We start from the raw sequence: 26,241 nt of genomic DNA, 5'->3' as shown, positions 1-26,241 counted from the left end.
CAAAACGTCTCTTCCGATCAAAGTCCCTGTTTGAGACTGGCTTCGATGAACTGATCCAGATCGCCGTCGAGCACACGCTCACAGTTGCTGGTCTGCACGCCGGTACGCAGATCCTTGATGCGCTGATCATCGAGCACGTAGGAGCGGATCTGGCTGCCCCAGCCGATATCGGACTTGGAGTCCTCGGCCTGCTGCTTCTCGGCGCTGCGGCGCTGCATCTCCAGCTCCCAGAGCTTGGCCTTGAGCTGCTTCATCGCGAAATCGCGGTTGGCATGCTGGCTGCGCTGGGTCTGACATGACACCACCACACCGCTGGGCTCGTGGGTAATACGCACGGCCGAGTCGGTGGTATTGACGTGCTGACCGCCGGCGCCGGAGGAGCGATAGGTGTCCACGCGCAGATCGGCCGGGTTGATGTCGACCTCGAAGCTGTCATCGATTTCCGGAGAGAGAAACACCGAGGCAAACGAGGTATGGCGCCGACCGCCGGAATCAAACGGGCTCTTTCGGACCAGACGATGCACGCCGGTTTCGGTGCGCAGCCAGCCAAAGGCGTACTCGCCCTGCACATGGATGGTGGCCGACTTGATGCCCGCCACGTCACCGGCCGAAATCTCGGAGATTTCCGCCTTGAAACCGTGATGCTCGGCCCAGCGCAGATACATGCGCAGCAAAATATTGGCCCAGTCCTGCGCCTCGGTCCCGCCGGAGCCGGCCTGGATATCCATGTAGGCATTGTTGGGGTCCATCTCGCCGGAGAACATGCGACGAAACTCAAGCTTGGCCAGCTGCGCTTCAAAACGGTCGAGGTCGCGACGGATTTCCGTCATGGTCTCCTCGTCGTCTTCCATGTGCGCCAGCTCGTAGAGCTCGCCGTTGTCGCGAATGCCGCTTTGCAGCGTATCCAGCGTGGTGACGATATCTTCAAGCTGCGCGCGCTCGCGGCCCAGCTTCTGCGCGTGGTCCGGGTCACTCCAGACGTCGGGGTTTTCCAGCTCGCGCGTTACTTCCTCGAGACGATCCTTTCGCTCGGCATAGTCAAAGATACCCCCTCAGGACGTCTGTCCGTTCGGACAGGTCCTTGAGCAGGTGATGAATGGGCGTGAGTTCCTGCTGCATGGTAGCTCGCTCGGCCAGGGCCACTGCGCCGGAAAGGGCCGCAGCACCTCATGTAAGAGTTGAAAAACAAGGGGCGTTATTGTAGCCAAACCACGCCCTGCCCGTCACCCGCCGCCCGCGCCTTTCCCGCCTGCAAAATAAAAATGGCAGAAATGATTATAAGTGCTGCTTTGACACCGTCTCGCCTTGCTGTGATCTTTCAGTCATGCCCGAGTGGGCGCATCGATAACAATTTCTGCCGGGGAACGTCATGAAAAGAAAACTACTGCTGTCGCTGATCGGTGCCGGACTGACGCTGGGCGCGCCGCTGACCCTTGCAGCCACGCTCAATGTCGGTATCAGCGGCGACCCCGCCTCGCTGGACCCGGCGCGGGTGACCGGCGGCGTCTGGGAGGAAGACGTCCTGCGCGATATCTTCGAAGGGCTGGTGGCCATCGACGCCCAGGGACAGATCATCCCGGGCGTGGCCACAGACTGGGAAACCAGCGAAGACGGTAAAACCTACACCTTCCACCTGCGTGAGGATGCCCGCTGGTCGGACGGCGAGCCGGTCACCGCCGAGGATTTCGTCTTTGCCCTGCGCTATCAGGTCGACCCGACAACCGCCTCCAACTACGCCCACCGCCTCTATCCGGTGGTCAACGCGCAGAAGATCAACGCCGGCGAGGCCGAACTCGACACCCTGGGCGTTGAAAGCCGTGACAACGGCCACACCCTGGTCATTCATCTGACCGAGCCGGCCGCCTACTTTCTCAAGACGCTGGTGCTGCCGTTTGGCTACCCGATCCCCGAACACGTCGTCAAGGACAAGGGGGAGCGCTGGAGCCGCCCGGACAATATCGTGGTCAACGGCGCCTTCAAGCCGGTGCGCTGGGTCTCCAATTCCGAGCTCGACACGGTCAAAAACCCCGAGTTTCATGACGCCGACAGCGTCTCACTCGACGGAGTCAACTACTACCCCGTCGAAGACAAGAACGCCGGCATCTCGCGCTTTCGTGCCGGCGAGCTCGATATCCTGCGAGACTTCCCGGCCGCGCGCTATCAGTGGCTTGAAAAGCAGATCCCCGATGCCGTGCAGATCACGCCGTCGCTGGGCAGCTATTACTACGTCTTCAACCTGCGCGAGGGCTCCCCGGTGGCCGACAAGCGCGTGCGCGAGGCGCTCTCACTGGCCATTCGTCGCGACGTGATCAGTGAGAAACTGCTGGATGGCGCCGTCACACCGTCTCACTCGCTGGTCCCGGAAGGGGTCAGCAACTACACCCCGGCCACCCAGCCGGGCCTTGATGACGACATGGACACCCGCCTGAATCGGGCCCGCGAACTCCTGAAAGCCGCCGGGTTTGGGCCCGAAAAGCCGCTCGATCTGACCCTGCGCTACAACTCCGGTGACGAGCATCAGCGCATTGCCGTGGCGGTCGCGGCCATGTGGAAGCCGCTGGGTGTCAACGTCGAGATGCGCAACAGCGAAGCCAACGTGCACTACTCGGAGCTGATGCAGGGCGACTTCCAGGTGGCCCGCGCCGCCTGGATCTCAAGCTATGACGACGCGCAGAACTTTTTGCAGCTGCTCTCGGCCGAAACCAACAACTACGGTGACTATCAAAACGCTGATTACAGCCAGCTGATCCAGCAATCCGATCAGGCACTCGACAGCGACACACGCCGCGACATGATGCAGCGCGCCGAAGCGATGGCGCTGGCCGACTATCCGCTGGCGCCGATCTATACCTACGCCGCGCGCAACCTGGTCAGCCCTGCCATTGAAGGCTGGGACAACAACGCCCTCGACATGCACGCCTCACGCTGGATCTCGATCGACAGCGATCGCTGATTACTGCCAGGCGTCCACCAGGGTGACAGAAGAACGCGCTCTTTTGTCACCCGTTTGTCATCCATCCGCCACGATATCGACCCTTTGTCCCCGATATTGGTCGCCTTTTTTAACGCTTCGTTAACTCTGGACACATCACCCCGGTGCGGAGTAACTTCAAAATTCGCCAAAAGCGAAACACGACTCGCGCCGCTATCCCGGTACGCGATAGCGACAACAATAATGCCAATATCGTGGGGACTTTCATGCCACCGATCCGCTCGCTTGTCAGCGCCATTGCACTTGCCTCCTCTCTTGCCGCCTCACCTGCCCTTGCCGATACGCTTCGCATTGCCATCATGGGGGAACCCGCCTCGCTGGACCCGCACCAGGTCAGCGGCGTATGGGAAAACGACGTGGTGGGCGATCTTTTTGAAGGCCTGGTCACCGAAGACGCACACGTTAAAAGGATTCCCGGCGTTGCCAGGTCCTGGGATATCAGCGACGACGGCAAAATCTATACCTTTCATCTTCGGGAAAATGCGAAGTGGTCGGACGGCGAACCCCTGACGGCCGAGGACTTTGTCTTCTCCTGGCGCCGCCTGCTCGACCCAAACACGGCCGCCAACTATGCCTATCTCCTCTACCCCGTCGAGGGCGCCGAGGCGATCAACAAGGGCGAGGCCGACGTCGACACGCTGGGCGTGCGTGCCATCGACGAGCACACCCTTGAAGTCACTCTGACCCATTCAACGCCCTATTTTCTGGATCAGCTTTCCCACTACACGGCCTATCCCGTGCCCGAACATGTGCTCAAGGAGTACGGCCGCGACTGGATTCGCAAGGGCCACCTGGTCTCCAACGGCGCCTTCAAGCTGGATCAGTGGCGCTCGCAAAACCGCATCGAAGCCTCGAAAAACGAGTACTTTCACGACGCCGACAACGTCGCACTCGATGAGGTGATCTATTACCCGATCGAGGATCGCAACGCTGCCCTGAACCGCTTCCGGGGCGGCGAAGTGGATATCGCACGCGAGTTCCCCACCCAGCAGTATCAGTGGCTCAAGGACAATTTGCCGGATGAAACCCATGTGGCGCCCTATCTGGGCATTTACTACATGGCGCTTAACTCGCGCGAGGGTCATCCCACCAGCGACGTTCGCGTTCGCGAGGCTTTGAACCTGGCGACACGCCGAGATGTCATCAGCGACAACATTTTAAAAATCGGCACCATCCCCGCCTGGAGCATCGTGCCCGAGGGCATCAATGACTACGAGCTTCAGGAAATGCCCGGCCATGACATGAGCAGTGATGAGCGCATGGCCCGCGCCAGAGAGCTGCTGTCAGAGGCCGGTTATGGCCCGGACAAGCCGCTTAATCTGGTCGCGACCTACAATACCGACGATGACCATCGCAAGGTCATGGTGGCACTGGCCGCCATGTGGAAGCCATTGGGCGTCAATCTGGACCTGCGCAACGCCGAAGTCGCGGTCCACTACCAAAACATGCGCCAGGGTGACTTTGATGTGGGCCGTGCCGGCTGGATCGGTGACTACAATGACCCGCAGAACTTTTTGAGCCTTTTCGAGACCGGCGTCCCCAATAACTACGGCGCGTATTCCAGCGCCGAGTTTGATGCACTGATGGATCAGGCCGCCGGCACGCAGGACATGACGCAGCGTGCCGACGTCATGGCCAACGCCGAACAGGTCATGCTCAAGGATTTCGGCGCACTGCCTCTTTATTACTATGTGTCGCGCAATCTCGTCAGCACTCGTCTGTCGGGCTGGGAAGACAACATCGAAGACCTCCACCGCTCTCGCTGGATCAGCATCGAGCAGTAGCTTCCATGTCATCAGCACCGTCCGCCGGGCGGTGCTAACATGCCGATTTTATTCATCTCTTTTGAACAGGCACCGTTCATGAATCGTCTCGTTTCCGGCTGCATGGCAGTCGCTCTGGCCTGGTCACTGCCGTTGACCGTTCACGCCGCCACGCTGGATATCGGCATTTACGGCGAGCCGGCCTCGCTGGACGCCGCCCGCGTCACCGGCGCCGTTTATGACAACGATGTGCTGGGCGATCTGTTCGAGGGGCTCGTGACGCTCGCCCCCGACGGCGACTATCAGCCGGGCGTGGCCACCGACTGGTCGGTCTCCGATGATGGCCTGACCTGGACGTTTGACCTGCGCGACGATGCCCGCTGGTCCGACGGCGAGCCGGTCACGGCCGATGACTTCGTGCTCGCCTTTCAGCGCGCGCTGGACCCGAGCATCGCCTCCATCTACGCCAATCTGCTCTATCCGCTTGAAAACGCCGCCGCCATCAACCGCGGCGAGGCCGAACTCGACACGCTGGGCGTCCACGCCGCAAGCGATCATCAACTCGAAGTCACCCTCGAGCAGCCTACGCCCTATCTGCCAACGCTGATGGCGCATATCATCGCCGCGCCCGTGCCCTCGCATCTGGTGGGCGAATATGGCAACGACTGGACACAGCTGTCTCATATCGCCACCAACGGCGCCTTCATGCCGAGCCGCTGGGTCTCGCATGACCATATTGAGGCGGTGAAAAACCCGCAGTTTCACGACGCCGACAGCGTCACGCTCGATGGCGTCAACTACCACCTGGTCGAGAACCTCAATACGGGCCTGTCGCGCTTTCGAAGCGGCGATCTGGACGTCATGCGCGATTTTGACGCCAGTCGCTATCAGTGGCTCATGGACAACCTGAGCGACGCCGTGCACCTGCACAACCAGCTCTCGACCTACTATTACGCCCTCAATAACCGCGAGGGGCATCCGACCAGCGACGTGCGCGTGCGCGAGGCGCTCAACCTGGCATTGCGGCGCGACATCATCGTCGACAAGGTGCTGCAGGGGGCGGCCAACGCCACCAGCGCGCTGGTGCCCGAGGGGATCAGCCATTACGAGGCGCAGACCATGCCGGGCGTTGATGGCGATATCGATGCGCGCATGGAAAGGGCAAGAACGCTTTTAAAGGAGGCCGGCTACGGCCCGGAGCATCCGCTCAACCTGCGCCTGCGCTTCAACTCCCGCGATGATCACCGCCGCATCGCCGTGGCCGCGGCCGCCATGTGGAAGCCGCTGGGCATCAATATCGAAATGGTCAACGCCGAGGCCAACGTTCACTACGCCGAGATCGCGCGCGGCGACTTCGACATTGCCCGCGCCAGCTGGGTGGCGGATTTTGACGATGCCAGCAATTTCCTGAGCATTCTCGCCTCCGGCAATACCAAGAACTACAGCGGCTACCAAAGCGCCGAATTCGATGAACTTCTGGCGCAGGCCACGGCGCAGGCCGACCCGGACAAGCGCCGCGAGCTGCTCGAGCAGGCCGAGCGCCAGGCGCTGGGAGACTACGCTCTGGCGCCGATCTATGCCGATGCCGCGCGCAATCTGGTCAATCCGGACATGACCGGCTGGGAAGACAACGCCATCAATCGCCATCTGTCGCGCTGGATCAGTATCAACCCGTAGCCCTCACACCGGGCCGGCCGCGATGCCGGTCCGGTGTAAGCATAATAACGTGACCGACAGCCGGCCTGACCGGGCGCTCGCAAGCCTTTCATCCCGTCCCGGGACCAGGCGATGGCGGCCCTGACGCCCTGTCGGTGCCGGGACACCGGTTTTGTTGTATCGCCACCACCCACGCCGAGGTAAGACGCCGTGCTGAGCTATATCGCCAAACGCCTGGCCATGGCCATCCCCACCCTGTTGATCGTGATTACGGCCTCGTTTTTTTTGATGCGGGTCGCCCCGGGCGGCCCCTTTGACGGCGAGCGCCAGCTGCCACCGGAGATCGAGGCCAATCTGATGGCGGCCTATCATCTGGATGAGCCGCTGCCCATGCAGTATCTGCGCTACATGGGCAACCTCCTCCAGGGCGATTTCGGACCGTCGTTCAAGTACAAGGACTTCTCGGTCACCGACCTGATCGCCCAGGGCTTTCCGGTCAGCCTGGAACTCGGGGGGCTGGCGATTGCGCTGGCGCTGCTTTTCGGCATTCCCATGGGGGTCATGGCGGCGCTCAGACGCAACTCAACGGTGGACTATCTGCTGATGGGCACGGCGCTGGGCGGCATTGCCGTGCCCAACTTCGTGATCGCCCCGCTGATGGCGCTGTTTTTCGGCGTGATTCTGGGCTGGCTGCCGGTGGGCGGCTGGAACGGCGGCGCCCTGCCCAATCTGGTGCTGCCGGTGGTGGCGCTGGCCATTCAACAGATTGCCTACATTGCCCGCATGATGCGCGCCTCGATGATCGAGGTGCTGGGCAGCCATTTCATTCGCACCGCCCGCGCCAAGGGTCTCAACGAGCGTCAGGTGATCTGGCGCCACGCCCTGCGCCCGGCGATGCTGCCGGTGCTCTCCTATCTCGGTCCGGCCATCGCCGGCATCATCACGGGTTCAGTGGTCATCGAGCAGATCTTCGGGCTGCCGGGCATCGGGCGCTATTTCGTGCAGGGCGCGCTCAACCGCGACTACACGCTGGTGATGGGCACGGTGGTGTTCTACGGGATCCTGATCGTGCTGATGAACCTGATTGTCGATCTGCTCTATTCGCTGTTCGACCCGCAAATTCGCTATGACGACTGACCGGAGCGCATCATGACCTCTTCCCACGGTGCTCATGACACCCACGCCGCGTCCGGCACGACCCCGGGCGACGGTGATCACCTCCAGGGCGGTGGCAGCCCCAATCCACCCGAGGCGCCGGTCGCTCAGCCCGGCGAGAGTCTCGCCCGCGAGGCCTGGCGGCGGCTGCGCCACAACCGGGCGGCCATGGCGAGTCTCATTTTGCTGGTGGCGATGGCAGTGGTTTGTATTGCCGGCCCCTGGCTGCTGCCCTGGGATCTGGCCGAGGTGGACTGGGAAAATTTCGGCACCGGCCCGACGCTTGCCAACCAGCACTGGCTGGGTACGGACGCCAACGGCCGGGATCTTTTGACCCGTACGCTCTATGGCGGGCGCGTGTCGCTGTCGGTGGCGCTGGTGGCCACGCTGGTGAGCCTGGTCATCGGCGTGCTCTACGGCGCCATTTCCGGCTACGTCGGCGGGCGCACTGACAATCTGATGATGCGCTTTGTCGACATCATGTACTCCCTGCCCTTCATGTTTCTGGTCATCCTGCTGATGGTGGTCTTCGGGCGTAACATTTTTTTGATCTACGCCGCCATCGGTGCGGTGGAGTGGCTTGACATGGCCCGTATCGTGCGCGGCCAGACGCTGTCGCTCAAACGGCGCGAATTCATCGAGGCCGCCCACGCCCTGGGCGTTCGGGATTCAAAGATCATTACCCGCCACCTGATTCCCAACTCGATCGGCCCGGTCATCATCTATGTGACGCTGACGGTACCCAAGGTGATCCTGTTGGAGAGCTTTCTCTCCTTTCTGGGGCTGGGCGTACAGGAGCCGCTGACCAGCTGGGGCGTACTGATCAGCGAGGGCACCGCCAACATGCAGGGCGCGCCCTGGATGCTGATCGTGCCGGCCACCTTTCTGGCCGTAACGCTTTTTTGTCTCAACTTTCTGGGCGACGGGCTGCGTGACGCCCTCGACCCGCGTACCCGCTAAGGAGTCCACCATGTCGACACCCCTGCTCGAGATCGACAATCTCAAGGTGGACTTTGAACTGCCCACCGGTACCGTCTGCGCCGTCAAGGGCGTCAGCTTTCATATCAATCCGGGCGAAACCCTGGCGCTGGTCGGCGAGTCCGGCTCCGGCAAGTCGGTCACTTCCACCGCGCTGATGCGCCTGCTGCCCGAGATGGCCACCATATCCGGCGCCATTCGGCTGGACGGCGAGGATCTGACACAGGCCAGCGCCGCGCGGATGCGTCGGCTGCGCGGCAACGAGTTCTCGATGATCTTTCAGGAGCCGATGACCTCGCTCAATCCGCTGCATCGTATCGGCCGCCAGATTGCCGAAGTGCTTCATCGCCATCGCGGGCTCTCCGGCAGCAAGGCACGCGCTCGAGTGCTGGAACTGCTCCACCAGGTCGGCATCCCCGATCCCGAACGGCGCATTTCAAGCTACCCTCACGAACTCTCCGGCGGCCAGCGCCAGCGCGTCATGATCGCCATGGCGCTGGCCTGCGAACCGCGCCTTCTCATCGCCGATGAGCCCACCACGGCGCTTGATGTCACCGTGCAGGCCCAGATTCTCGATCTGCTCCGGGACCTGCAACAGCGCTACGGCATGGCGATATTGTTTATCACCCACGATCTGAGTCTGGTGCGTCGCTTTGCCGAGCGGGTCTGCGTGATGCGCTACGGCGAGCTGGTCGAGGCTGGTGAGACCGCGAAAGTCTTCAATGAGCCGCAGCACGACTACACCCGCATGCTGCTCGACGCCGAACCGCGCGGCAGCAAACCGGCCGTGGCCGACGATGCACCGGTGCTGCTCAGCGGCCGGGACGTGCGCGTGCGCTTTACCACCAAAAAACGTCTGTTCGGACGCGACGAGCATTTTGAAGCGGTACGCGGCATCGATCTGACCGTACGACGTGGTCAGACCGTCGGGATCGTGGGCGAGTCGGGCTCGGGAAAATCAACGCTGGGGCGGGCCCTGCTGCGCCTTCTGAAAAGCCAGGGGCAGCTTCGCTTTGAAGACACCGACATCAGCGGTTTTGACAAGTCGCACATGCGGCCTCTGCGTGCGCGCATGCAGGTGGTCTTTCAGGACCCGTTTGGCTCGCTCTCGCCACGCATGACCGTCGGCGAAATTATCAGTGAAGGACTCAGGGTGCACTTTCCGGAACTCGACCGGCGCGAGCGCGAACGGCGTGTGATCGAATCGCTTGAAGAAGTATCGTTGGATCCGTCGATGCGCAAGCGCTACCCGCACGAGTTTTCCGGTGGCCAGCGCCAGCGCATTGCCATTGCGCGCGCCCTGGTGCTCAAGCCTGACTTCCTGCTGCTTGATGAACCGACCTCGGCACTGGACCGCTCGGTCCAGATGACAGTCATCGAGCTTTTGCGCCACCTGCAGCAGAAATACAACCTGACCTATGTGTTCATCAGCCACGATCTGGCCGTGGTTCGGGCGCTGTCCGATACCGTGCTGGTCATGAAGGAAGGTCAGGTGGTCGAACAGGGCAGCGCCGAGACCATTTTCCGTACGCCGCAGCAGGAATACACAAAAGCGCTTTTGAAAGCGGCCTTTTTGCGTGACATGGAAAACGTTGCCTGACAGCAAAATGAATAATGGCCCTCATCTGAAGGGCCGGTTTTTCTGAATTCGTTCATCATCGATTGAGCCCATGATAAAAACGAACCCTTCGATCACGGCCAATTTTTAATCTACCCTGAACGACAGCCACTTTGCGCCGAGAAACCTTTTTCCATCTTTAATTTCTGCCGACATCGCCTTCTAAACAGTCAGTTCTGAACAGTTATTTTTTCGAAGCCATAAAATGAACTGCCCCCCGATTTGAAACCTTTCATGTATTGGACCAATAGATATTAAATTAAAGTTTATTTATCAAACCGGTCTGTGATACAAAAAAATTAAGGCTTGATTACCCCCTGTGTCGCTGACGTTAATCAGCCTGAAAATGGCCGTAGAGCCATGACAATGAACGCTGCATCGCTTTAACGATAACACCTCAACGGAACCCCATCATGACAATAAAAACCCTTGTAGCGGTTGGCGCACTTTCGATATTTGGTCTGACAGCCTGCCAGAATTATGAGCCTTTCGGTGATGGCCGAGGCAGCTTCTCACGCGCTGAAACGGCCAGAAGTGATGTGGATACCAGCCAGATTCCCGGCGATGTTCTTCAACGCTTTCGCCAGCTCGATTCGCGCAATGAAGGCTACGTTGATGTACAGCAGATCACGGAAGACCCGGAGCTTTCTGCCATCCTGCGCAGCAGTAGCGACAGTGCCAGCGGTCGTTTAACGCTTGAAGACCTCGCGCGTTATTACCAGTAAGGCAAGATTTCAGGGTGCTCATCAGGACATGCGTTGATATCCGTGTCCGGGAACACTTGCGTCACAACACCAATAAATAAATGCAAGGAAACAAACCTATGGTCAGGCATCGTATTGCGCCACTGTCTCTGGCGGTTGCGCTGGCAGCGCTTTCCCACCCCGCCGGCGCCGTCACCATTTATGAAACCGCTGATGATCTTTTCAGCATCGGTGGCCGTATTGCCAACCGAAGCATCTGGGAAAACGGTCAAAGCTATCGAAACGCCAACTCCGGTTCGCGTATCAACCTCGTCTATCAGCGCCACTTTTCCGATGGCTGGACAGGGATTGCCCGCACCGAGTGGGGCTTTGACCCCTTCTTTGTCAATGGCGATGACGACCACTTCAAGCGGCTGCTCTTCGGCGGGTTTCAGCATGAAGAGTATGGCTCAATCACTATCGGTAAACAGGTCTCGCCCTGGACCGACATGGTCGCGGCCTGGACCGACCAGTTTCTGATGTCGGGTGCCTCGGCCACCGGCTCCTATAACGGCCGCAGCGGCAGAAGCGATGGCGGTGTCGAGGGCCTGGGCCGTGCCGACAACTCGATCTACTACAAAAACAGCTGGGATGAGTGGACGCTGGGTTTGATGTATCAGACCCGTGACGACAGCACCAACAGCGGCGGACGCGCACAGTTCAACGAAAACGGCAGCTTTAACGGCTTCAGTGCCCCGTCCGGTTACAAGCGCAAATACACCACCCAGGCCGCGCTCGAATGGGCCGCCAACGATGAGCTGGCCTTTTCGGCGGCTTATTCCCACTCCGGCTTTGATGACCAGGAAAACGGTGATCGCACTGCCACCAACGTGAACGCCTGGCTGGGCGGCGCGCGCTGGACCCCGGGCGACTGGTACTTCGCCGTCACCGGCGGTCAGTACCGCAATGCCATCACGGATGGCAGCCTGGGCAACGGCGGAGACGGCCTGTCTCCCAGCGCACGTGGCTATGAGGCCATCGGCATCTACAGCTTTCAAAATCCCTTCGCCTGGACCGATACCCTCCAGGTCTACGGCGGCCAGAACCGCCTGTGGGAAAAGGACTCAAGCGCCCGCCTGAGCTACTACACCCTCGGCACGGCATGGTTCTACAGCGACTGGATCGTGGCGCTGGAGCAGTTGCTCGATGACAGTAAAAACGCTGACGGCCGCGATCGCCGCAATAACGTCACCCAGCTGCTGGTGCGCTTTAACTACTGATCACCTCGTGATGCTCGCACATCCCTGACGATTGGCTAACGACGCTTCGGCCCTGCAGCACTCGCTGCAGGGCCTTTTTTATCTCCGGCATTGATGTCGCTGCCTGCCTTGACCGTGGGGCAACCCCAGGGTTTTATGCTGCAGGCCTGTCACGCATCGAGTCGAGGATGTCATGAAAATTGGTGAGCTGGCCCGACAGGGCGATGTGACCCACGAGACGATCCGCCACTATGTTCATCAGGGGCTGATCCATGCCGGGCGCGACCCGAATAACGGCTATCAGCACTTTGACGAGGAGGCGCTGCGCCGCGTGCGCTTCATTCAGCGTGCCCGGACGCTGGGCTTTAGCCTGCGCGAAATCGCCGAGATCTTTGCCCATACCGATCACGGTGACTCCCCCTGCCCCATGGTGCGCGATCTGCTCAGCGCCCGGCTGCCGCGAATTCGCGCACAGATTCAGGCGCTCGAGGCAATGGCCGATCGCATGGAACAGGCGCTGACCGCCTGGTCCGACATGCCCGATGGCGCACCGGATGGCCATACGCTGTGTCAGCTGATCGAGCACTGGAACGAACCGGACGCGCCGACTCATGGGAGGATCGATGAGTAACCAGCGAACCTGGCACCTGACACTTGCGGGTCTGCACTGTGGTGGCTGCGTCAAACGGACCCGCACCGCACTGGAGACTCTCGACCCGAAGGCCCGCATCGACATCGAGGTAGAGCGTCTTGCCATCACTACCGAGCGGGCTCGTGATGAAGTCATCAAAACGGTAGAAAGCGCCGGCTTTCAGGCCACGCCAGCCGAAGACGGCCGCGATCACCATCAGCTGACCCTCGAAGGGCTGCACTGTGGGGGCTGCGTCAAACGCACCCGGGGCGAGCTGGAAGCGCTCGACCCGCAGGCGCAGATCGAGCTCGATACCGAGCACCTGTCGATCACAACCGATCATTCGCTTGATGCGGTGATCCGCGCCGTCGAGACAGCCGGCTATCGCGCCGTGCCCGCCGGCGCGGCGCCCGGCTCAGCGCCAGAGCCCGGTTCCACGCCAGGGGCCGATACTGACGATGCCGGCGCATCGGTCGAGGCCGACACACCAGCGAGCCCGACCGAGCCACGAGGCGATGCCATCGAGCTGCAGCTGACCGGCATTACCTGTGCCGGCTGCGTGCGCACCATTCAAAACGCGCTGGATCACGTCGACGGCGTTGATGAAGCCCAGGTCAACTTCGCCACGCGCAGCGCCCGGATACGCGGCGATGTCGACACCGACACCCTGATCCAGGCGGTCGAGCGTGCCGGCTATGGCGCCGAGGTGATCGAGAGTCTCGAACAGGGCGAGGCCCGCCGCGGCGAGCTGGAGCAGCAGAGCTATCGCCGGCGAATCCGCGACACCTGGCTGGCGCTGATACCGGGTGGGGCACTGATGGCTTCCATGTTCTTTCATCACCCGCAGCTGGAAGGCGATGAGCGCTGGGTGTGGGTCGCCATCGGCCTGGCCGTGCTGGGCATCATGATGGTGGCCGGACGCGGCTTTTATGACGCCGCCCTCAAGGCCGTGCGCCACCGCATCGCCAACATGGATCTGCTGATCGCGATCGGTACCACCACGGCCTGGCTCTACTCCATGTTTGTCGCGCTGTTCCCCGCCACCGTGCCGGAGGCGGCGCGCGCGCTCTATCTGGAAGCGCCACTGATGATCATCGGGCTGGTCAGCCTCGGCCAGGCGATCGAGACCCGCTCCCGCGGGCGCACCTCGAAGGCGCTGTCGCAGCTGGTATCGCTGCGCGCCAGTACTGCCCGAGCAATTCGCGATGGCCAGGATATCGACGTGGCGATCGACGAGGTGGTCCAGGGCGATCTGTTGCGCCTGCGACCCGGCGAGCGGGTGCCGGTGGATGGCGAGGTCATCGAGGGGCGCAGCCATATCGACGAGTCGATGCTGACCGGCGAGCCGCTGCCGGTGGCGCGTGACGTCGGCGACCGGGTCTCGGCCGGCACGCTCAACACGAAGGGCACGCTCACCCTGCGCGCCACCCGGGTCGGCAGCGAGACCAGCCTGTCGCGCATTATCGAGCAGGTGCGTCAGGCCCAGGGCTCGCGACCGCCCATCAGCCGGCTGGCCGACCGGGTCGCCAGTCTTTTTGTGCCGGCGGTCATGGTGGCTGCCGTCATCACGGCGCTGATCTGGTTCAACCTGGGCCCCGAACCACGCGTGACCCATATGCTGATCACCGCGACTTCGGTGCTGATCATCGCCTGCCCCTGCGCGCTGGGGCTGGCCACGCCCATTTCGACCATGATCGGTGTGGGCCGCGCCGCCAGTGCCGGCATCCTGATCCGCCACGGCGAATCGCTGCAGCGCATCGGCGAGCTGACCGCGCTGGTGGTCGACAAGACCGGCACTCTGACCGAGGGCAAGCCGCGGGTCACCGACAGCGTCTGGCAAAACGATGATCATAAAACGGCGCTGGCGCTGCTGGCAGGCCTTGAGCGCGGCTCGGAGCATCCGCTGGCCGCTGCCGTACTGGCGTTTTGTGGCGAGCAGCAGGTCGAGCCGGTCGATGTCACAAACTTTGAGGCCTTCTCCGGGCGCGGCGTTACGGCCACCGGTCCAGACGGCGAGCGTCTGGCCCTGGGCAATGCGGCGCTGATGGAAGAGCACGGCGTCCCCCTTGAAGAAGCGTTCGATACCGTCAGCGCCTGGGAGGATCAGGCGCGCAGCGTGCTGCATTTCGCCATCGATGGCCGACTAGTCGCTCTGCTGGCCGTGCAGGACCCGCTGCGTGAGGACGCGTTCGAGGCCATTGTGCGCCTTCATGCCCGCCAGCTGCGCGTGGTGATGCTGACCGGCGACGCCGAGCCGACCGCACGGGCCATCGCCCGACAGGCCGGCATTGACGAGGTCCATGCCGGTCTCAAACCCGAGGACAAGCAGCGCCATATCGAACGGTTGCGCGGTGAGGGTCATGTGGTCGGCATGGCCGGCGACGGCATCAACGATGCCCCGGCGCTGGCCGCAGCGGATGTCGGCTTTGCCATGGGTGCCGGCAGCGATGTGGCGATCGAATCGGCCGGTGCAGCGCTGATGCGCGATTCGCTGCACGGCATCAGCGACGCCATTGACCTGAGCCGCGCCACGATCACCAACATCAAGCAGAACCTGTGGGGCGCCTTTGCCTACAACACCCTGGGCATTCCGATTGCCGCCGGCGTGCTCTATCCGCTGACCGGCACCCTGCTCTCGCCCATGGTCGCGGCACTGGCCATGGCGGCATCGTCCGTCACAGTGGTGACCAACGCCAACCGGCTGCGCCGCTTCACCCCGGAGCGTTTCATGCCCGAGCGCCACGACACCCCGACATCAAACACGGAGGCCAGCGCATGACGCTTTTGATTAACGCCCTGGGCATCGCCGCCATCGTCTTGATCATCTGGTGGTTTCTGGGCGGCCAGGGCAAGGCATGACACACCGGCCCGACTGGCCCACACTGGCATTTGAGGCCAACCCACAGGGAGTGTTCCCCGATGTCCGCACAGCAGGCGCCCGCCATTCATGGCGTGATTGAAACCGTGCTCTACACCGCCGACATGGCCCGGGCGCGAGACTTTTTTGAAACCGTACTGGGGCTGTCACCGCACAACGCCGATGAGCGCTTTACCGCCTACCCAGCGGGATACTCGATGCTGCTCGTCTTTCAGCAGGGGCAGACCGATGACACCGTCCATCTACCCGATGACATGGGCACCATCCCGCCCCATGACGGCGGCGGGCGCCAGCATGTGGCGCTGGCCATCGGCAGGGACGCCCTCACGGCCTGGGAAGCACATCTTGCAGCCCATGATGTGGTGATCGAAGGGCGCACGCACTGGCCGCCGGGCGGCGAAAGCCTTTACTTTCGCGACCCGGACGGCCATCTGCTGGAGCTGGTCACGCCCGGACTGTGGCCCAACTACTAGGCCCTTGCCGGCCGGTGCACGGTCACTGCTGATGGCCTGATTGCTGGTGTCTAGTTACTGCTGGTGCCGGTGTAGCGGCCGGGCCGGTGGTTGAGGGTCAAAATCACGCCGAGCACGGCCGCACCCAGAATGGAGTAGCCCACGTTGGCCAGGGGCAGCACGAAAAAGGCCAGCAGCATGACCAGCCCATCCAGGGTGAGCTGCACCTTGCCCGCACTCCAGCCGCGGCGGTCCTGCAGATACAGCGCCAGAATGTTGAAGCCGCCCAGGCTGCCGCGGTGGCGAAAGAGTGCCAGCGCCCCCAGCCCGATCAGACTGCCGCCCATGAGCGCGGCAAACAGCGGGGAGACCTCGCCGATATCGATCCAGCGCGGCATCTGCCAGGTAATCCAGGACAGCAGCGCGATGGCAGCAAACGTCTTGAGCGCGAACTGATGGCCGACCCGCTGCCAGGCGAGCCAGTAAAACGGCAGGTTCACGACAAAAAAGACCGGACCGAAGTTCCAGCCGGTGACGTAGGTAATCAAAAGTGCGATGCCGGCGGTGCTGCCGATCAGAATCTGGGCGTGCTCGTAGAGCCCGATCCCGAGTGCGGCACAGGCCGAGCCGAGCATGATGGCCATGACGTCTTCATGCAGGCGATGTCGAGTCGCTGATGCATCCATCGATAATATCCTTGTTGTTGTATGACCGCCGGATAGGCAGTGCATGAGGCACGGCGCTTGTGGCACCTGAAGGTATTATCGACAGCCCCGGGGCAGGCGTCGAGCAGCCACCCGGCGTTTATGTGGCGCTGTGCTCGGCGTGCTCGATCATGAGCTGCAGGCTTTCCCGCCCGCGGTAGCGATTGCGCGACAGGCGAAAGGCGCAGCGAATCTCCTCCCCGACGGTGACCGGCATGTTCTCGCCGGGCGTGACGGCGCGAAACCAGATCGCGCGAACCATCTGGCTGCCGGCATCCAGCGTCATCATCAGATGATTGCCCTCGCTGCCCACCAGTCGCGCCTGATCCACCACGAAATGTCCCTCAAACAGCGGCGCCTCGAATTCGCGGCCATAGGGCGCCAGCGCCTCGAGCTCATCAAGAATCGGCAGCGCCAGTTGATCGGGCGCCAGGGTGCCGTCGCTGAGAATCAGCGGATAAAGCTCGCGACCGTCCAGCTGCTCGTCGATGGCCGTGGCCAACGCGCGGCGAAACGCCTCGAGCTCGGCGTGTGGCACGCCGACACCGGCCGCGCCGCTGTGGCCGCCAAAGCGTGGCAGAGCGTCTGGCGAGAGCTCAAAAGCGCGCTGAAGCGCATCGCGCAGATGCACGCCCTCCACCGACCGTCCGGAGCCGGTCAGCATGGCAGGATCAGGCGCCTGAGTGAGCACCACGGCCGGGCGGCCAAAGGCCTGCACCAGCCGCGAGGCCACAATGCCCTGAACACCGGGATGACCGTCGGGCAGATGCACCACCAGCACGCGCGCGCCCTGCTCCAGCTGCGCATGGGCCATGGCACGCGCCTGCTCGGCCATGTCGGCCTCGATGGCCTTGCGCGACTGGTTGTCGTCATCAAGCACGCTCAGATAACGCCGTGCGCTGGCATCATCCTCGGCCAGCATGAAATGCAGCGCCGCATAGGGGTCATCAAGGCGCGAGCGGGCGTTAATACGCGGGCCCATCTGAAAGGCGAGCGTCTCGGCATCAAAGGGGGTGCTGTCCGGGCCCAGCCGCTCGGCCATCATCCGCCAGCAGGGCGCTTCCATGCGGTTGATCAGCTTGAGCCCGAGCGTGACCACCGCGCGATTGATGGCACTGTCCCCCAGCGAGACGCAGTCGGCGACCGTGCCGAGTGCCACGTAGGCCAGCCAGGGCGAGAGCTTGGGCGTGTCAGCAGACAGCCGGCCGGCCTCGATCAGGTGCGAACGGGTCAGCGACATCAACAGCCAGCACACCATGCAGCCGGCGATGGTGGCATCCGGGTAGTCGCAGTCGGCGCGTGACGGATTGACGACGGCATAAGCCGAGGCCGGCGGTCCTTCGACAGGCAGGGCGTGGTGGTCGGTCACTACCACATCGATGCCGGCCGCTTTCAACCGCGCCAGGCGCGGCTCGTCACTGGAGCCGCAGTCGGCACTGATAATCAGCGACGGGCGCGGCGTCAGCGCCAGCGTTTTATCCACCAGGGCCGCGCTGATCCCGTAGCCATCGTTGATGCGATGGCCGATCAGGCTGTGAAGCTTTTCGCGCGGCACGCCAAACAGCTCGGCCAGCGTTCGCAGAATCACCACATGCGAGGTAATGCCGTCCACGTCATAGTCGGTGATGATGCCGATATGTTCGCCATCGATGACGGCGCGGGCGATACGCTCGGCGCCGCGGGTGGCGTCACACAGCTTTTCGGGATGCTCGATATAGCGCAGGGCCGGGGTGACCAGCGCCGAGACCGGCGCGCGCGGATCCTTCAGGCGCCCGGCCAGAATGCGCGCCTGCAGTTCGGTCAGGCCGGCATCACGTGCCTCCTGATAGAGCCCTTCATGACAGGGGCGCTGCAGGATTTTTTTATTGAGTGACGCTTTCAGGGGATCACGCGCGTTGTCCACGGGGGCTCCGAATACTCAAAGGCTGCGCCGGCATCGATCATGCCGGCGCAGCCCTGTTGGAAGAATCGCTTGTTACACCATCAGGTCAGAGAGGTCATGACCTGTCGCTGGTAGGCGTTGCGTTCGGTCAGACGCTGATACCAGCGCTCGAGGTGTTTGAGCTGCGGGCGCTCGATGGGCATTTCAAACCAGGCATAGGCCATGCAGCCCAGCGGGATATCACCCATGCCCATCGAGTGACCGGAAAGCCAGGGCTGGTCGGCCAGCACGGCGTCGACGCGGGCGAGCAGCGTGGCGCACTCGGCAATGCCCTGCTCCCTGAGATCGGCGTCACGCTGCGCTGGCGGCAGTCGGACCGCATTCAAAAAGACGTCGCGAAACGGCGCCGTCAGCATCGAGGTGGCCCAGTCCATCCACTTGTCTGCCTCGGCGCGCCGAGTCGGATCATGGGCTGCCAGCGGCTCGGCGCCGTACTGCGCCATCAGATAGCGCACGATGGCGTTGGACTCCCACAGCACCAGCGCCCCGTCCTGCAGACACGGAATCAGACCGTTGGGATTGAGCGCGCGGTAGTCAGAATCATTGACCACACCGAACTCGCCGCCGGCGTCGAGGCGCTCGACGTCCAGGCCCAGCTCATCGGCGCACCAGAGCACCTTTCTAACGTTGGTCGAGTTGGCCCGGCCCCATACCTTCAACATGTCACTTCCTCGTCGAACGCTGACTGGTCACTCAGCTGCTGGCCACCCGATGCTCGGCGACAAAGCGCTGGACATCGCGCGCGCTGGCCGGCAGCACATCGTAGCGTTCCTCGATATCCATCAGATCGCTCATGGACTCCGGCAGCGCCGCGCCTTCAAAGCCCGCCCTGACCACCGCGTCCTCGAACTTGGCCGGATGGGCCGTGGCCAGCGTGATCATCGGCGTGGTGTCATCGCTGCGTGCGGCTTCAGCGGCGCGATAGCCGGTCGCGGTGTGCGGGTCGAGCAGCTCACCGGTCCGGCCAAAGGCCTCGCGAATGACCTCGAGGATGGTGTCATCATCGACCCGGTGACTGGCGAACTTTTCACGCAGGGTCGCCAGCGGCGCATCGGCCAGTGCCGTGGGCTCCTGCTGAAAGCACTCCAGCAGCGCACGGACCCGGTCGCCGTCACGATCGTAGGCATCAAAGAGCAGACGCTCGAAGTTCGACGACACAACGATATCCATCGACGGCGCCAGCGTGGCGGCCAGCTCCCGTTTGGAGAAGTCGTTGTCGGCCAGCGTGCGGTGCAGGATATCGTTGGCATTGGTGGCAATCACGAACTGCTTCACCGGCAGCCCCATGCGGCTGGCGGTATAGCCGGCAAACAGATTGCCGAAATTGGCCGACGGCACCGTGAAGCTCACCTCACGATGTGGTGCGCCGAGTGCCACGGCCGAGGCGAAGTAGTAGACGATCTGCGCCATGATGCGCGCCCAGTTGATCGAGTTGACCGCGATCAGCCGGGTACCGTTGAGAAAGCTCTGGTCGGCGAAGCTGGTTTTGACGATCGCCTGGGCGTCATCGAAGTTGCCTTCGATGGCGATGTTGTGGACGTTGTCGGCCAGCACCGTGGTCATCTGGCGGCGCTGCACACCGGAGACGCGCTGATAGGGGTGCAAAATAAAAATGTCGAGGTTGTCGCAGTGGCGACAGCCCTCGATGGCCGCCGAGCCGGTATCCCCGGAGGTGGCGCCCATGATAACCGCCTTCTCGCCACGCTTTTTGAGAAAGTGATCCAGCAGGCGACCCAGCAGCTGCAGCGCAATGTCCTTGAACGCCAGCGTCGGACCGTGAAAGAGCTCCATCAACCAGTGATTGTGCGAGAGCTGCTTGAGCGGGGCCACGGCGTCATGCTTGAAGGTGGCGTAGCTGTCGTTGATGAGCCCACGCAGGGTGTCATCATCGATCTCGCCACCGACAAAGGGCTTCATGACCCGAAAGGCGATCTCGGTATAGGGCTGGCCGGCCATGGCCGCAATCTCGTCACGGGAAAACTGCGGCAGCGTTTCCGGCACGTACAGGCCGCCGTCCGGGGCCAGTCCGGTCAGGACCGCTTCTTCAAAATTCAGCGCGGGAGCGTTCCCGCGCGTGCTGATGTAACGCATGGTCTGTGCGCCCCTGATCAGACGTTTTCGTCGAGGTGTTCGATGCGGATGCGGGTCAACGGCCCGGCGATATCGGCCAGCGCTTCAAGCTGTCGGATCGCTTCGTTCATGTTGGCCTCGCGGGTGCGGTGCGTGGTGATGATGATCGGCACCAGCTCGCCTTCGGTGGCTTCCTTCTGGATCAGGGCCTCGATGCTCACGCCCTGCTCGGCCAGAATGGTCGCCACGCGGGCCAGTACGCCCGGACGGTCCACGGCCAGCAAACGCAGGTAGTAGGCCGTGACGATGTTCTCCATCGGCAGGATCGGCAGGCTTTCGTCGCCTTCCACGATGCCGCTGAAGGCCAGATAGGGCGTGCGATAGTCATGATGGGTGGCCATGTCGCGTGCCACGTCCAGCAGATCGGCCACCACCGCCGAAGCCGTCGGTTCGGCACCGGCACCGGCGCCGTAGTAGAGCGTCGGGCCCACGGCGTCGCCCATCACTTCGATGGCATTTTTGACGCCATGCACGTTGGCCAGCAGTTGCTCTTTGGGCACCAGCGCCGGATGCACACGCAGCTCAATGCCGTCCTCGGTGCGCTTGGAAATGCCCAGATGCTTGATGATGTAGCCCAGCACATCGGCCTGTTTCACGTCGTCGAAAGTGATCCGCGAAATGCCTTCGGTATAGGCCCGCTCGAACTGCAGCGGCACGCCGTAGGCGATCGAGGCCAGGATGGTCAGCTTGTGGGCAGCATCGATGCCTTCGACATCAAAGGTCGGATCGGCTTCGGCATAGCCCAGCGCCTGCGCTTCGGCCAGCACGTCCTCGAACGCCCGCCCTTCATCGCGCATGTGGGTCAGGATGTAGTTGCCGGTGCCATTGATGATGCCGGCCACCCACTGAATGCGGTTGGCCCCCAGGCCTTCGCGCAGGGACTTGATCACCGGAATACCACCGGCCACGGCGGCCTCGAAGGCAACGATGACCCCTTGCTCGGCTGCGGCGCGAAAGATTTCGTTGCCGTGCACCGCGATCAGGGCCTTGTTGGCGGTGACCACATGCTTGCCGTGACGGATGGCCTCCAGCACCAGCTCCCGGGCCACGTCGTAACCACCGATCAGCTCGACCATGACGTCGATATCGGGGTTGCGGGCGACCTCGAACACGTCCCGGGTGACGTCGATACCGGTCAGGTCGAGATGTGGCATGTCGCGCCGCGCGCCGATCTGCTTCACTACAATGGCGCGCCCGGCGCGACGCTCGATATCCTGGGCGTTACGCACCAGTACGTTGAACGTGCCGCTGCCCACGGTCCCCAGTCCGCAAATGCCTACCTTTACCGGTTCCACCGTCTTGCCCCCTGGTCTACTGATCTCAACGCTGCATGACTGTTTTACCCGGTGTCGTGCGACACCGGGCGGAGAAGCAGTGTAACGCCCTGCGGGACTTCCATGAATGCCCCGGCATCAATTCTCCAGGCCCAGCATGCCGACCAGCCGTTCCACCGGTACATAACCCGGGATCATGCGCCCATCGGGCAGGATCAGCGCGGGTGTGCCCTGGATGGCCATCTGCTTGCCCAGCGCAAACTGCGAGGCGATGGGCGTGTCACAGCTGGCCGTGCCCTTGAGCTTTTTGCCCTGCTTGGCCCGAGTCATCGCTTCACTGCGATTGTCGCTGCACCAGACCTGGCTGAGCTCCCGTGCGCCTTCGCCATTCATGCCACTGCGCGGGAAGGCCAGATAGCGCACCTCGATGCCATGCTTGTTGAGCTCGGGCACCTCTTCATGAAACTTGCGGCAGTAGGGGCAGGTGGTGTCGGTAAAGACGTTGATAACGGCCTTGACTTCACCGGCAGGACGGAAGACGACCACGTCTTCATCGTCCACCTGCTTGAGCAGTTCAACGCGATGCTGCTGCTGTTTCTGCTCGGTCAGGTTGACCATCTGACCGTCATCGTTGCGATAGAGATCGCCCACCAGCAGATATTTCCCTTCAGCGTCGCTGTACAGGGTCTGACCACTTTCCAGCTGTACTTCGTAAAGGCCCTGCACAGGCGATGGTTCTACCGCACGAACCGGCATCGATTGACCGTTGACGACCAGACGGTCGGTCAGGTCCTTTGGTACATCAGTGTCATCGGCCTGTGCGCTCTGCGCCATCAGGGCGCCGGCCATCAAGGCACCGGTCAGTGTCAGGCGAAAGGGAAAAGCAAAAGACATGGACATGGATCAATCAGCCCCGTGGATGATGTTTGGCGTGAATGGCCTCAAGACGCGCCTGAGCCACTCGTGTGTAAATCTGTGTGGTAGAGAGGTCGCGATGGCCGAGAAGTTCCTGCAGCACACGCAGATTGGCGCCGTGATTGAGTAGATGGGTGGCAAAGGCATGGCGCAGGGTATGCGGCGACAGCGGCGCGTCGATACCGGCTCGCGTGGCATGGTGCTTGATGCGATACCAGAAGGTCTGTCGCATCATGAAACCGTCGCTGCGGCCGGGAAAGAGCGGTGCCCGGGTGATATCGCCCATCAGCTCGCCGCGGCCTTCACGCAGATAGCGCTCGAGCCACTCGATGGCCGGCTCCCCCATCGGCACCAGCCGCTCGGCATCCCCCTTGCCCAGTACCCGTACCACGCCCTGACGCAGATTGATGCTGTCGACCCGCAGCCCGACCAGCTCGGAGACACGCAGACCGCAGCTATAGAGCACCTCCAGCATGGCTCGGTCGCGCAGCCCCAGCGCGGTGGTCACATCGGGTGCTTCCAGTAAACGCTCGACCTCTTCCTCCTCCAGCGTGCCCGGCAGGTCCGCTCTGGCCCGCGGCGCCACGATATCGGCCAAAGGGTCGTTGTCGATCTGGCCCGTGACCAGTGCCCAGCGATAAAAACGGCGCAGGCTGGAGGTCAGCCGGGCATCGGAGCGCGCCTGATAGCCATCGCGACGGCGCTCCTCGATAAGCCCCTGGTAGGTCCGGCTGTCCGGGGCCAGAAGACCCATGTCATGGCGTATCAGGTAACGCTGCCAGTGCATCAGATCACTTCGATAGGCATCCAGCGTGTGCATGCTGGCGCCACGCTCGAGCCACAGCGCATCAAGAAAGGCATCAATCAGCTGACTGGACATGACAGTCTCTCGTGAAAACAGGCTACCCCGGACAACCCACGCCACGAACAGGCGCCCGGCCCGGGCCCGGACAGACAAAAACCCCGCCCATGATGCATGGTGCGGGGTCTTTGGGAAACTGCCCGTCAGTTTCGGGCAGTATCGGAAAGGCTCAGGACTTCTTGGCGAGCTTTTCCTTGATGCGTGCGGACTTGCCGCTGCGCTCGCGCAGATAGTAGAGCTTGGCCTGGCGAACATCACCGCGACGACGCACTTCGATGCTGTCGACCTGACGGCTGTAGGTCTGGAAGGTACGCTCAACGCCCACACCGTGAGAAATCTTGCGCACGGTGAAGGCGGAGTTCAGGCCGCGATTACGCTTGCCGATCACGACGCCTTCAAAGGCCTGGACACGCTCACGAGTGCCTTCCACGACCTTGACGTTGACCACGACAGTGTCGCCGGGACCGAAATTCGGGATTTCCCTGTCCAGCTGCTCGTTTTCAAGCGCCTGGATAATCAGGTTTTTGCTGCTCATGACATTTCTCCAATGTGACTGGACCCGGTAGCAGTGTCTGCAGCACCGGCGTCCTTGATCCCGGCGACATGCGCGGGGTCGATTCGTGGGTGACGCGATATCATCAGGGCGCTGCCCCTTGATTCCGCACCGCCGCATCGGCATGGCCCGATGCGTGTTCCTCGATGAACTCATCCAGCAGCTGACGCTGTTCGCGGTCGAGTGTCATCTCCTGCAAAAGCTCCGGACGACGCAGCCAGGTCCGACCCAGAGACTGCTTGAGCCGCCACCGGCGAATCTCGCCGTGATGCCCACCCAGCAGCACCTGCGGTACTCGTCGTCCGTCTACCTCTTCCGGACGCGTATAGTGCGGGCAGTCCAGCAGACCGTCGCTGAAGGAGTCCTCCTCGGCAGAGGCCTGGTGGCCCAGCACACCCGGCACCAGTCGCGCCATGGCGTCGCACAGTACCATGGCCGGCAGCTCGCCGCCGCTGAGCACATAGTCACCAATGGACCACTCTTCATCGATATCCAGATCGATGACGCGCTCATCGATGCCTTCGTACCGACCGGCTACCAGCACCAGCCGCTTGTACGAGGCCAGTTGCCTGACGCCTTCCTGATCCAGCCTTCTGCCCTGCGGAGAAAGGTAGATCACCCGAACCGGTTCACCGTCATCGCTTTCGCTTTGCTGCTCACCGTGGTGTCGGGCTTCGGCAATGGCACGCCGCAGCGTATCCACCTTCATCAGCATGCCGGGGCCACCCCCGTAGGGGCGATCGTCCACGCTGCGATGGCGATCGAAGGCGTAGTCGCGCGGATTCCAGCAGTCGATGCGCATCAGGCCGCGCTCGACGGCGCGCCCGGTAACACCATGTCGTGTTACGGCATCCAGCATTTCCGGAAAAAGCGATACCACTCCAATCCACACGAGCCGTTACTCACCTGACAGGGAAGACAGCATTCAAAAATCGGGATCCCAGTCGACGGTCATGGTACCGCCTTCAAGATCCACCCTTTGAATCACATCATCCGGCAGAAACGGAATCAGGCGTTCACGGTCTTCACCGCGGACCACCAGAACGTCGTTGGCACCGGTCTCGAAAAGATACTGAACGCGTCCCAGTGCGACACCGTTGACCGTACAAACGTTGAGCCCTTCCAGCTGATACCAGTAGTACTCGTCGTCTGCCAGCGCGGGCAGCTCGTCGGCCTTGAACCAGATGGTGGCCCCTGCCATGCGCTCGGCGGCTTCCCGCGAATCCACACCGTCAAGGCGAACCACCAGGCCCTTGCCGTGACGCTGACCATTGAGCAGGGTCATGGGCGTACGCCGACCATCCTGCTCAACCAGCCATGTATCGTAAGCGAGGATACCCTCCATGGGGCTGGTCCACGAATACACGCGAAGCCACCCTTTCACGCCATAGGGGCTGGTCAGCTTGCCCATGACGACGTACTGCTCAGGCGACTGCGTCATACCGATTCCAGAATCTATCAGGCGGAAGCGGCTTGCTGCTTGCGCGCAAAGCGCACCAGCTCGGCGACGCGATCAGAGAGCTGCGCGCCCTGGGCCTGCCAGTGCTCGATGCGCTCAAGGTCGATACGCAGACGTTCCTGCTGACCGCGGGCGATCGGGTTGAAAAAGCCCACCTGCTCCAGGTAGCGGCCGTCACGCTTGACGCGCGAATCGGTCACATGCAGGTGATAAAAGGGACGCTTCTTGGCGCCACCACGTGCCAGACGAATGGTAACCATTTAAAGTCCTTCAGTTGGAATAGCGTCGCAAACAGCGCGACGAGGCCATAAACATGTTGCGCGCATCGCCCTGATCA

General features: G+C 62.3%; 23 protein-coding genes. 11 read left to right on the top strand and 12 right to left on the bottom strand.

The features are described 5' to 3' along the window. Nucleotides 1-17: 17 nt before the first annotated feature. Nucleotides 18-1,119 (bottom strand): peptide chain release factor 2 gene (prfB, locus tag ACS92L_RS16070; protein ID WP_438766125.1). Its coding sequence is split into 2 segments (ribosomal slippage): nt 18-1,040 and nt 1,042-1,119, totalling 1,101 coding nucleotides; the frame shifts between segments, so codons are not numbered across the junction. A 250-nt stretch (nt 1,120-1,369) separates the two neighbouring features. On the opposite strand from prfB, the gene ACS92L_RS16065 reads away from it, so the two are divergent. From ACS92L_RS16065 to ACS92L_RS16015, 11 genes are all read left to right on the top strand, one after another. Then, the gene (locus ACS92L_RS16065) at nt 1,370-2,953 is read left to right on the top strand and encodes a peptide ABC transporter substrate-binding protein (protein ID WP_438766124.1); all 1,584 of its coding nucleotides are present in this window, start codon (nt 1,370-1,372) and stop codon (nt 2,951-2,953) included. Nucleotides 2,954-3,198: 245 nt separating this feature from the next. Beyond that, nucleotides 3,199-4,776 (top strand): peptide ABC transporter substrate-binding protein, encoded by a 1,578-nt coding sequence (locus tag ACS92L_RS16060; protein WP_438766123.1) that lies wholly within the window; start codon nt 3,199-3,201, stop codon nt 4,774-4,776. A gap of 78 nt (nt 4,777-4,854) precedes the next feature. Continuing rightward, nucleotides 4,855-6,432: a peptide ABC transporter substrate-binding protein gene (locus tag ACS92L_RS16055; protein ID WP_438766122.1), complete on the top strand. Its 1,578-nt coding sequence runs from the start codon at nt 4,855-4,857 to the stop codon at nt 6,430-6,432. 189 nt (nt 6,433-6,621) lie between these two features. Next, nucleotides 6,622-7,548: an oligopeptide ABC transporter permease OppB gene (gene oppB / locus ACS92L_RS16050; protein WP_438766121.1), complete on the top strand. Its 927-nt coding sequence runs from the start codon at nt 6,622-6,624 to the stop codon at nt 7,546-7,548. A 12-nt stretch (nt 7,549-7,560) separates the two neighbouring features. Beyond that, nucleotides 7,561-8,526: an ABC transporter permease gene (locus tag ACS92L_RS16045; RefSeq protein ID WP_438766120.1), complete on the top strand. Its 966-nt coding sequence runs from the start codon at nt 7,561-7,563 to the stop codon at nt 8,524-8,526. Between the two features lie 10 nt (nt 8,527-8,536). Next, nucleotides 8,537-10,144: an ABC transporter ATP-binding protein gene (locus ACS92L_RS16040; RefSeq protein WP_438766119.1), complete on the top strand. Its 1,608-nt coding sequence runs from the start codon at nt 8,537-8,539 to the stop codon at nt 10,142-10,144. Nucleotides 10,145-10,575: 431 nt separating this feature from the next. Further along, a complete protein-coding gene (locus tag ACS92L_RS16035) occupies nt 10,576-10,887 on the top strand; it encodes a hypothetical protein (RefSeq protein ID WP_438766117.1) in 312 nt (103 codons plus the stop codon). A 98-nt stretch (nt 10,888-10,985) separates the two neighbouring features. After that, complete coding sequence (locus ACS92L_RS16030; RefSeq protein ID WP_438766116.1) at nt 10,986-12,125, top strand: porin; 1,140 nt, start codon at nt 10,986-10,988, stop codon at nt 12,123-12,125. 172 nt (nt 12,126-12,297) lie between these two features. Then, entirely contained in the window at nt 12,298-12,735 is a 438-nt protein-coding gene (locus tag ACS92L_RS16025) for a MerR family transcriptional regulator (RefSeq protein WP_438766115.1), read from the top strand. Continuing rightward, the gene (locus ACS92L_RS16020; protein WP_438766113.1) at nt 12,728-15,514 is read left to right on the top strand and encodes a heavy metal translocating P-type ATPase; all 2,787 of its coding nucleotides are present in this window, start codon (nt 12,728-12,730) and stop codon (nt 15,512-15,514) included. The genes ACS92L_RS16025 and ACS92L_RS16020 overlap by 8 nt, the downstream gene beginning before the upstream one ends. Before the next feature lie 140 nt (nt 15,515-15,654). After that, the gene (locus ACS92L_RS16015; RefSeq protein ID WP_438766112.1) at nt 15,655-16,086 is read left to right on the top strand and encodes a VOC family protein; all 432 of its coding nucleotides are present in this window, start codon (nt 15,655-15,657) and stop codon (nt 16,084-16,086) included. A gap of 50 nt (nt 16,087-16,136) precedes the next feature. Here the strand turns inward: ACS92L_RS16015 and ACS92L_RS16010 are convergent, their stop codons facing one another. The 11 genes from ACS92L_RS16010 to rpsP all read right to left on the bottom strand — a co-directional run bounded on the left by ACS92L_RS16010 (nt 16,137) and on the right by rpsP (nt 26,164). Continuing rightward, entirely contained in the window at nt 16,137-16,751 is a 615-nt protein-coding gene (locus tag ACS92L_RS16010; protein ID WP_438766111.1) for a YitT family protein, read from the bottom strand. A 118-nt stretch (nt 16,752-16,869) separates the two neighbouring features. Continuing rightward, the gene (locus ACS92L_RS16005; RefSeq protein WP_438766110.1) at nt 16,870-18,672 is read right to left on the bottom strand and encodes a single-stranded-DNA-specific exonuclease RecJ; all 1,803 of its coding nucleotides are present in this window, start codon (nt 18,670-18,672) and stop codon (nt 16,870-16,872) included. Between the two features lie 80 nt (nt 18,673-18,752). After that, entirely contained in the window at nt 18,753-19,373 is a 621-nt protein-coding gene (locus tag ACS92L_RS16000; protein WP_438766109.1) for a glutathione S-transferase family protein, read from the bottom strand. A 31-nt stretch (nt 19,374-19,404) separates the two neighbouring features. Continuing rightward, nucleotides 19,405-20,802 (bottom strand): threonine synthase, encoded by a 1,398-nt coding sequence (thrC, locus tag ACS92L_RS15995; RefSeq protein ID WP_438766108.1) that lies wholly within the window; start codon nt 20,800-20,802, stop codon nt 19,405-19,407. Between the two features lie 17 nt (nt 20,803-20,819). Beyond that, the gene (locus tag ACS92L_RS15990; RefSeq protein ID WP_438766107.1) at nt 20,820-22,136 is read right to left on the bottom strand and encodes a homoserine dehydrogenase; all 1,317 of its coding nucleotides are present in this window, start codon (nt 22,134-22,136) and stop codon (nt 20,820-20,822) included. Between the two features lie 117 nt (nt 22,137-22,253). Then, nucleotides 22,254-23,009: a DsbC family protein gene (locus tag ACS92L_RS15985; RefSeq protein WP_438766106.1), complete on the bottom strand. Its 756-nt coding sequence runs from the start codon at nt 23,007-23,009 to the stop codon at nt 22,254-22,256. A 13-nt stretch (nt 23,010-23,022) separates the two neighbouring features. Further along, nucleotides 23,023-23,910, bottom strand: coding sequence for a site-specific tyrosine recombinase XerD (gene xerD / locus ACS92L_RS15980; protein ID WP_438766105.1), 888 nt, complete (start codon nt 23,908-23,910; stop codon nt 23,023-23,025). A 151-nt stretch (nt 23,911-24,061) separates the two neighbouring features. Further along, complete coding sequence (gene rplS, locus ACS92L_RS15975; RefSeq protein WP_115854633.1) at nt 24,062-24,427, bottom strand: 50S ribosomal protein L19; 366 nt, start codon at nt 24,425-24,427, stop codon at nt 24,062-24,064. A 103-nt stretch (nt 24,428-24,530) separates the two neighbouring features. Next, nucleotides 24,531-25,337 (bottom strand): tRNA (guanosine(37)-N1)-methyltransferase TrmD, encoded by an 807-nt coding sequence (gene trmD, locus ACS92L_RS15970; RefSeq protein WP_438766103.1) that lies wholly within the window; start codon nt 25,335-25,337, stop codon nt 24,531-24,533. A 33-nt stretch (nt 25,338-25,370) separates the two neighbouring features. Further along, a complete protein-coding gene (rimM, locus tag ACS92L_RS15965) occupies nt 25,371-25,886 on the bottom strand; it encodes a ribosome maturation factor RimM (RefSeq protein WP_438766101.1) in 516 nt (171 codons plus the stop codon). A 17-nt stretch (nt 25,887-25,903) separates the two neighbouring features. After that, nucleotides 25,904-26,164 carry a 30S ribosomal protein S16 gene (gene rpsP / locus ACS92L_RS15960; RefSeq protein WP_438766100.1) on the bottom strand — a complete coding sequence of 87 codons (261 nt, stop codon included), beginning with the start codon at nt 26,162-26,164 and terminating at the stop codon, nt 25,904-25,906. Between the last annotated feature and the right edge of the window lie 77 nt (nt 26,165-26,241).

It is taken from the genome of Kushneria halocnemicola (assembly GCF_965650455.1).
Lineage (GTDB): Bacteria > Pseudomonadota > Gammaproteobacteria > Pseudomonadales > Halomonadaceae > Kushneria.
The sequence above is the reverse complement of the archived record's forward strand: the minus strand, read 5'-3'. Positions and strand labels throughout refer to the sequence as shown.

What these genes read in the sequence shown, in the direction of transcription:
- ACS92L_RS15985 (WP_438766106.1), bottom strand. Translation starts at nt 23,009, where the DNA reads ATGTCTTTTGCTTTTCCCTTTCGCCTGACACTGACCGGTGCCTTGATG.
- ACS92L_RS16045 (WP_438766120.1), top strand. Translation starts at nt 7,561, where the DNA reads ATGACCTCTTCCCACGGTGCTCATGACACCCACGCCGCGTCCGGCACG.
- xerD (WP_438766105.1), bottom strand. Translation starts at nt 23,910, where the DNA reads ATGTCCAGTCAGCTGATTGATGCCTTTCTTGATGCGCTGTGGCTCGAG.
- ACS92L_RS16055 (WP_438766122.1), top strand. Translation starts at nt 4,855, where the DNA reads ATGAATCGTCTCGTTTCCGGCTGCATGGCAGTCGCTCTGGCCTGGTCA.
- ACS92L_RS16060 (WP_438766123.1), top strand. Translation starts at nt 3,199, where the DNA reads ATGCCACCGATCCGCTCGCTTGTCAGCGCCATTGCACTTGCCTCCTCT.
- ACS92L_RS16020 (WP_438766113.1), top strand. Translation starts at nt 12,728, where the DNA reads ATGAGTAACCAGCGAACCTGGCACCTGACACTTGCGGGTCTGCACTGT.
- rimM (WP_438766101.1), bottom strand. Translation starts at nt 25,886, where the DNA reads ATGACGCAGTCGCCTGAGCAGTACGTCGTCATGGGCAAGCTGACCAGC.
- ACS92L_RS16025 (WP_438766115.1), top strand. Translation starts at nt 12,298, where the DNA reads ATGAAAATTGGTGAGCTGGCCCGACAGGGCGATGTGACCCACGAGACG.
- ACS92L_RS16065 (WP_438766124.1), top strand. Translation starts at nt 1,370, where the DNA reads ATGAAAAGAAAACTACTGCTGTCGCTGATCGGTGCCGGACTGACGCTG.
- ACS92L_RS16035 (WP_438766117.1), top strand. Translation starts at nt 10,576, where the DNA reads ATGACAATAAAAACCCTTGTAGCGGTTGGCGCACTTTCGATATTTGGT.
- ACS92L_RS16015 (WP_438766112.1), top strand. Translation starts at nt 15,655, where the DNA reads ATGTCCGCACAGCAGGCGCCCGCCATTCATGGCGTGATTGAAACCGTG.
- rplS (WP_115854633.1), bottom strand. Translation starts at nt 24,427, where the DNA reads ATGAGCAGCAAAAACCTGATTATCCAGGCGCTTGAAAACGAGCAGCTG.
- thrC (WP_438766108.1), bottom strand. Translation starts at nt 20,802, where the DNA reads ATGCGTTACATCAGCACGCGCGGGAACGCTCCCGCGCTGAATTTTGAA.
- ACS92L_RS16030 (WP_438766116.1), top strand. Translation starts at nt 10,986, where the DNA reads ATGGTCAGGCATCGTATTGCGCCACTGTCTCTGGCGGTTGCGCTGGCA.
- rpsP (WP_438766100.1), bottom strand. Translation starts at nt 26,164, where the DNA reads ATGGTTACCATTCGTCTGGCACGTGGTGGCGCCAAGAAGCGTCCCTTT.
- ACS92L_RS16010 (WP_438766111.1), bottom strand. Translation starts at nt 16,751, where the DNA reads ATGGATGCATCAGCGACTCGACATCGCCTGCATGAAGACGTCATGGCC.
- ACS92L_RS16040 (WP_438766119.1), top strand. Translation starts at nt 8,537, where the DNA reads ATGTCGACACCCCTGCTCGAGATCGACAATCTCAAGGTGGACTTTGAA.
- ACS92L_RS16000 (WP_438766109.1), bottom strand. Translation starts at nt 19,373, where the DNA reads ATGTTGAAGGTATGGGGCCGGGCCAACTCGACCAACGTTAGAAAGGTG.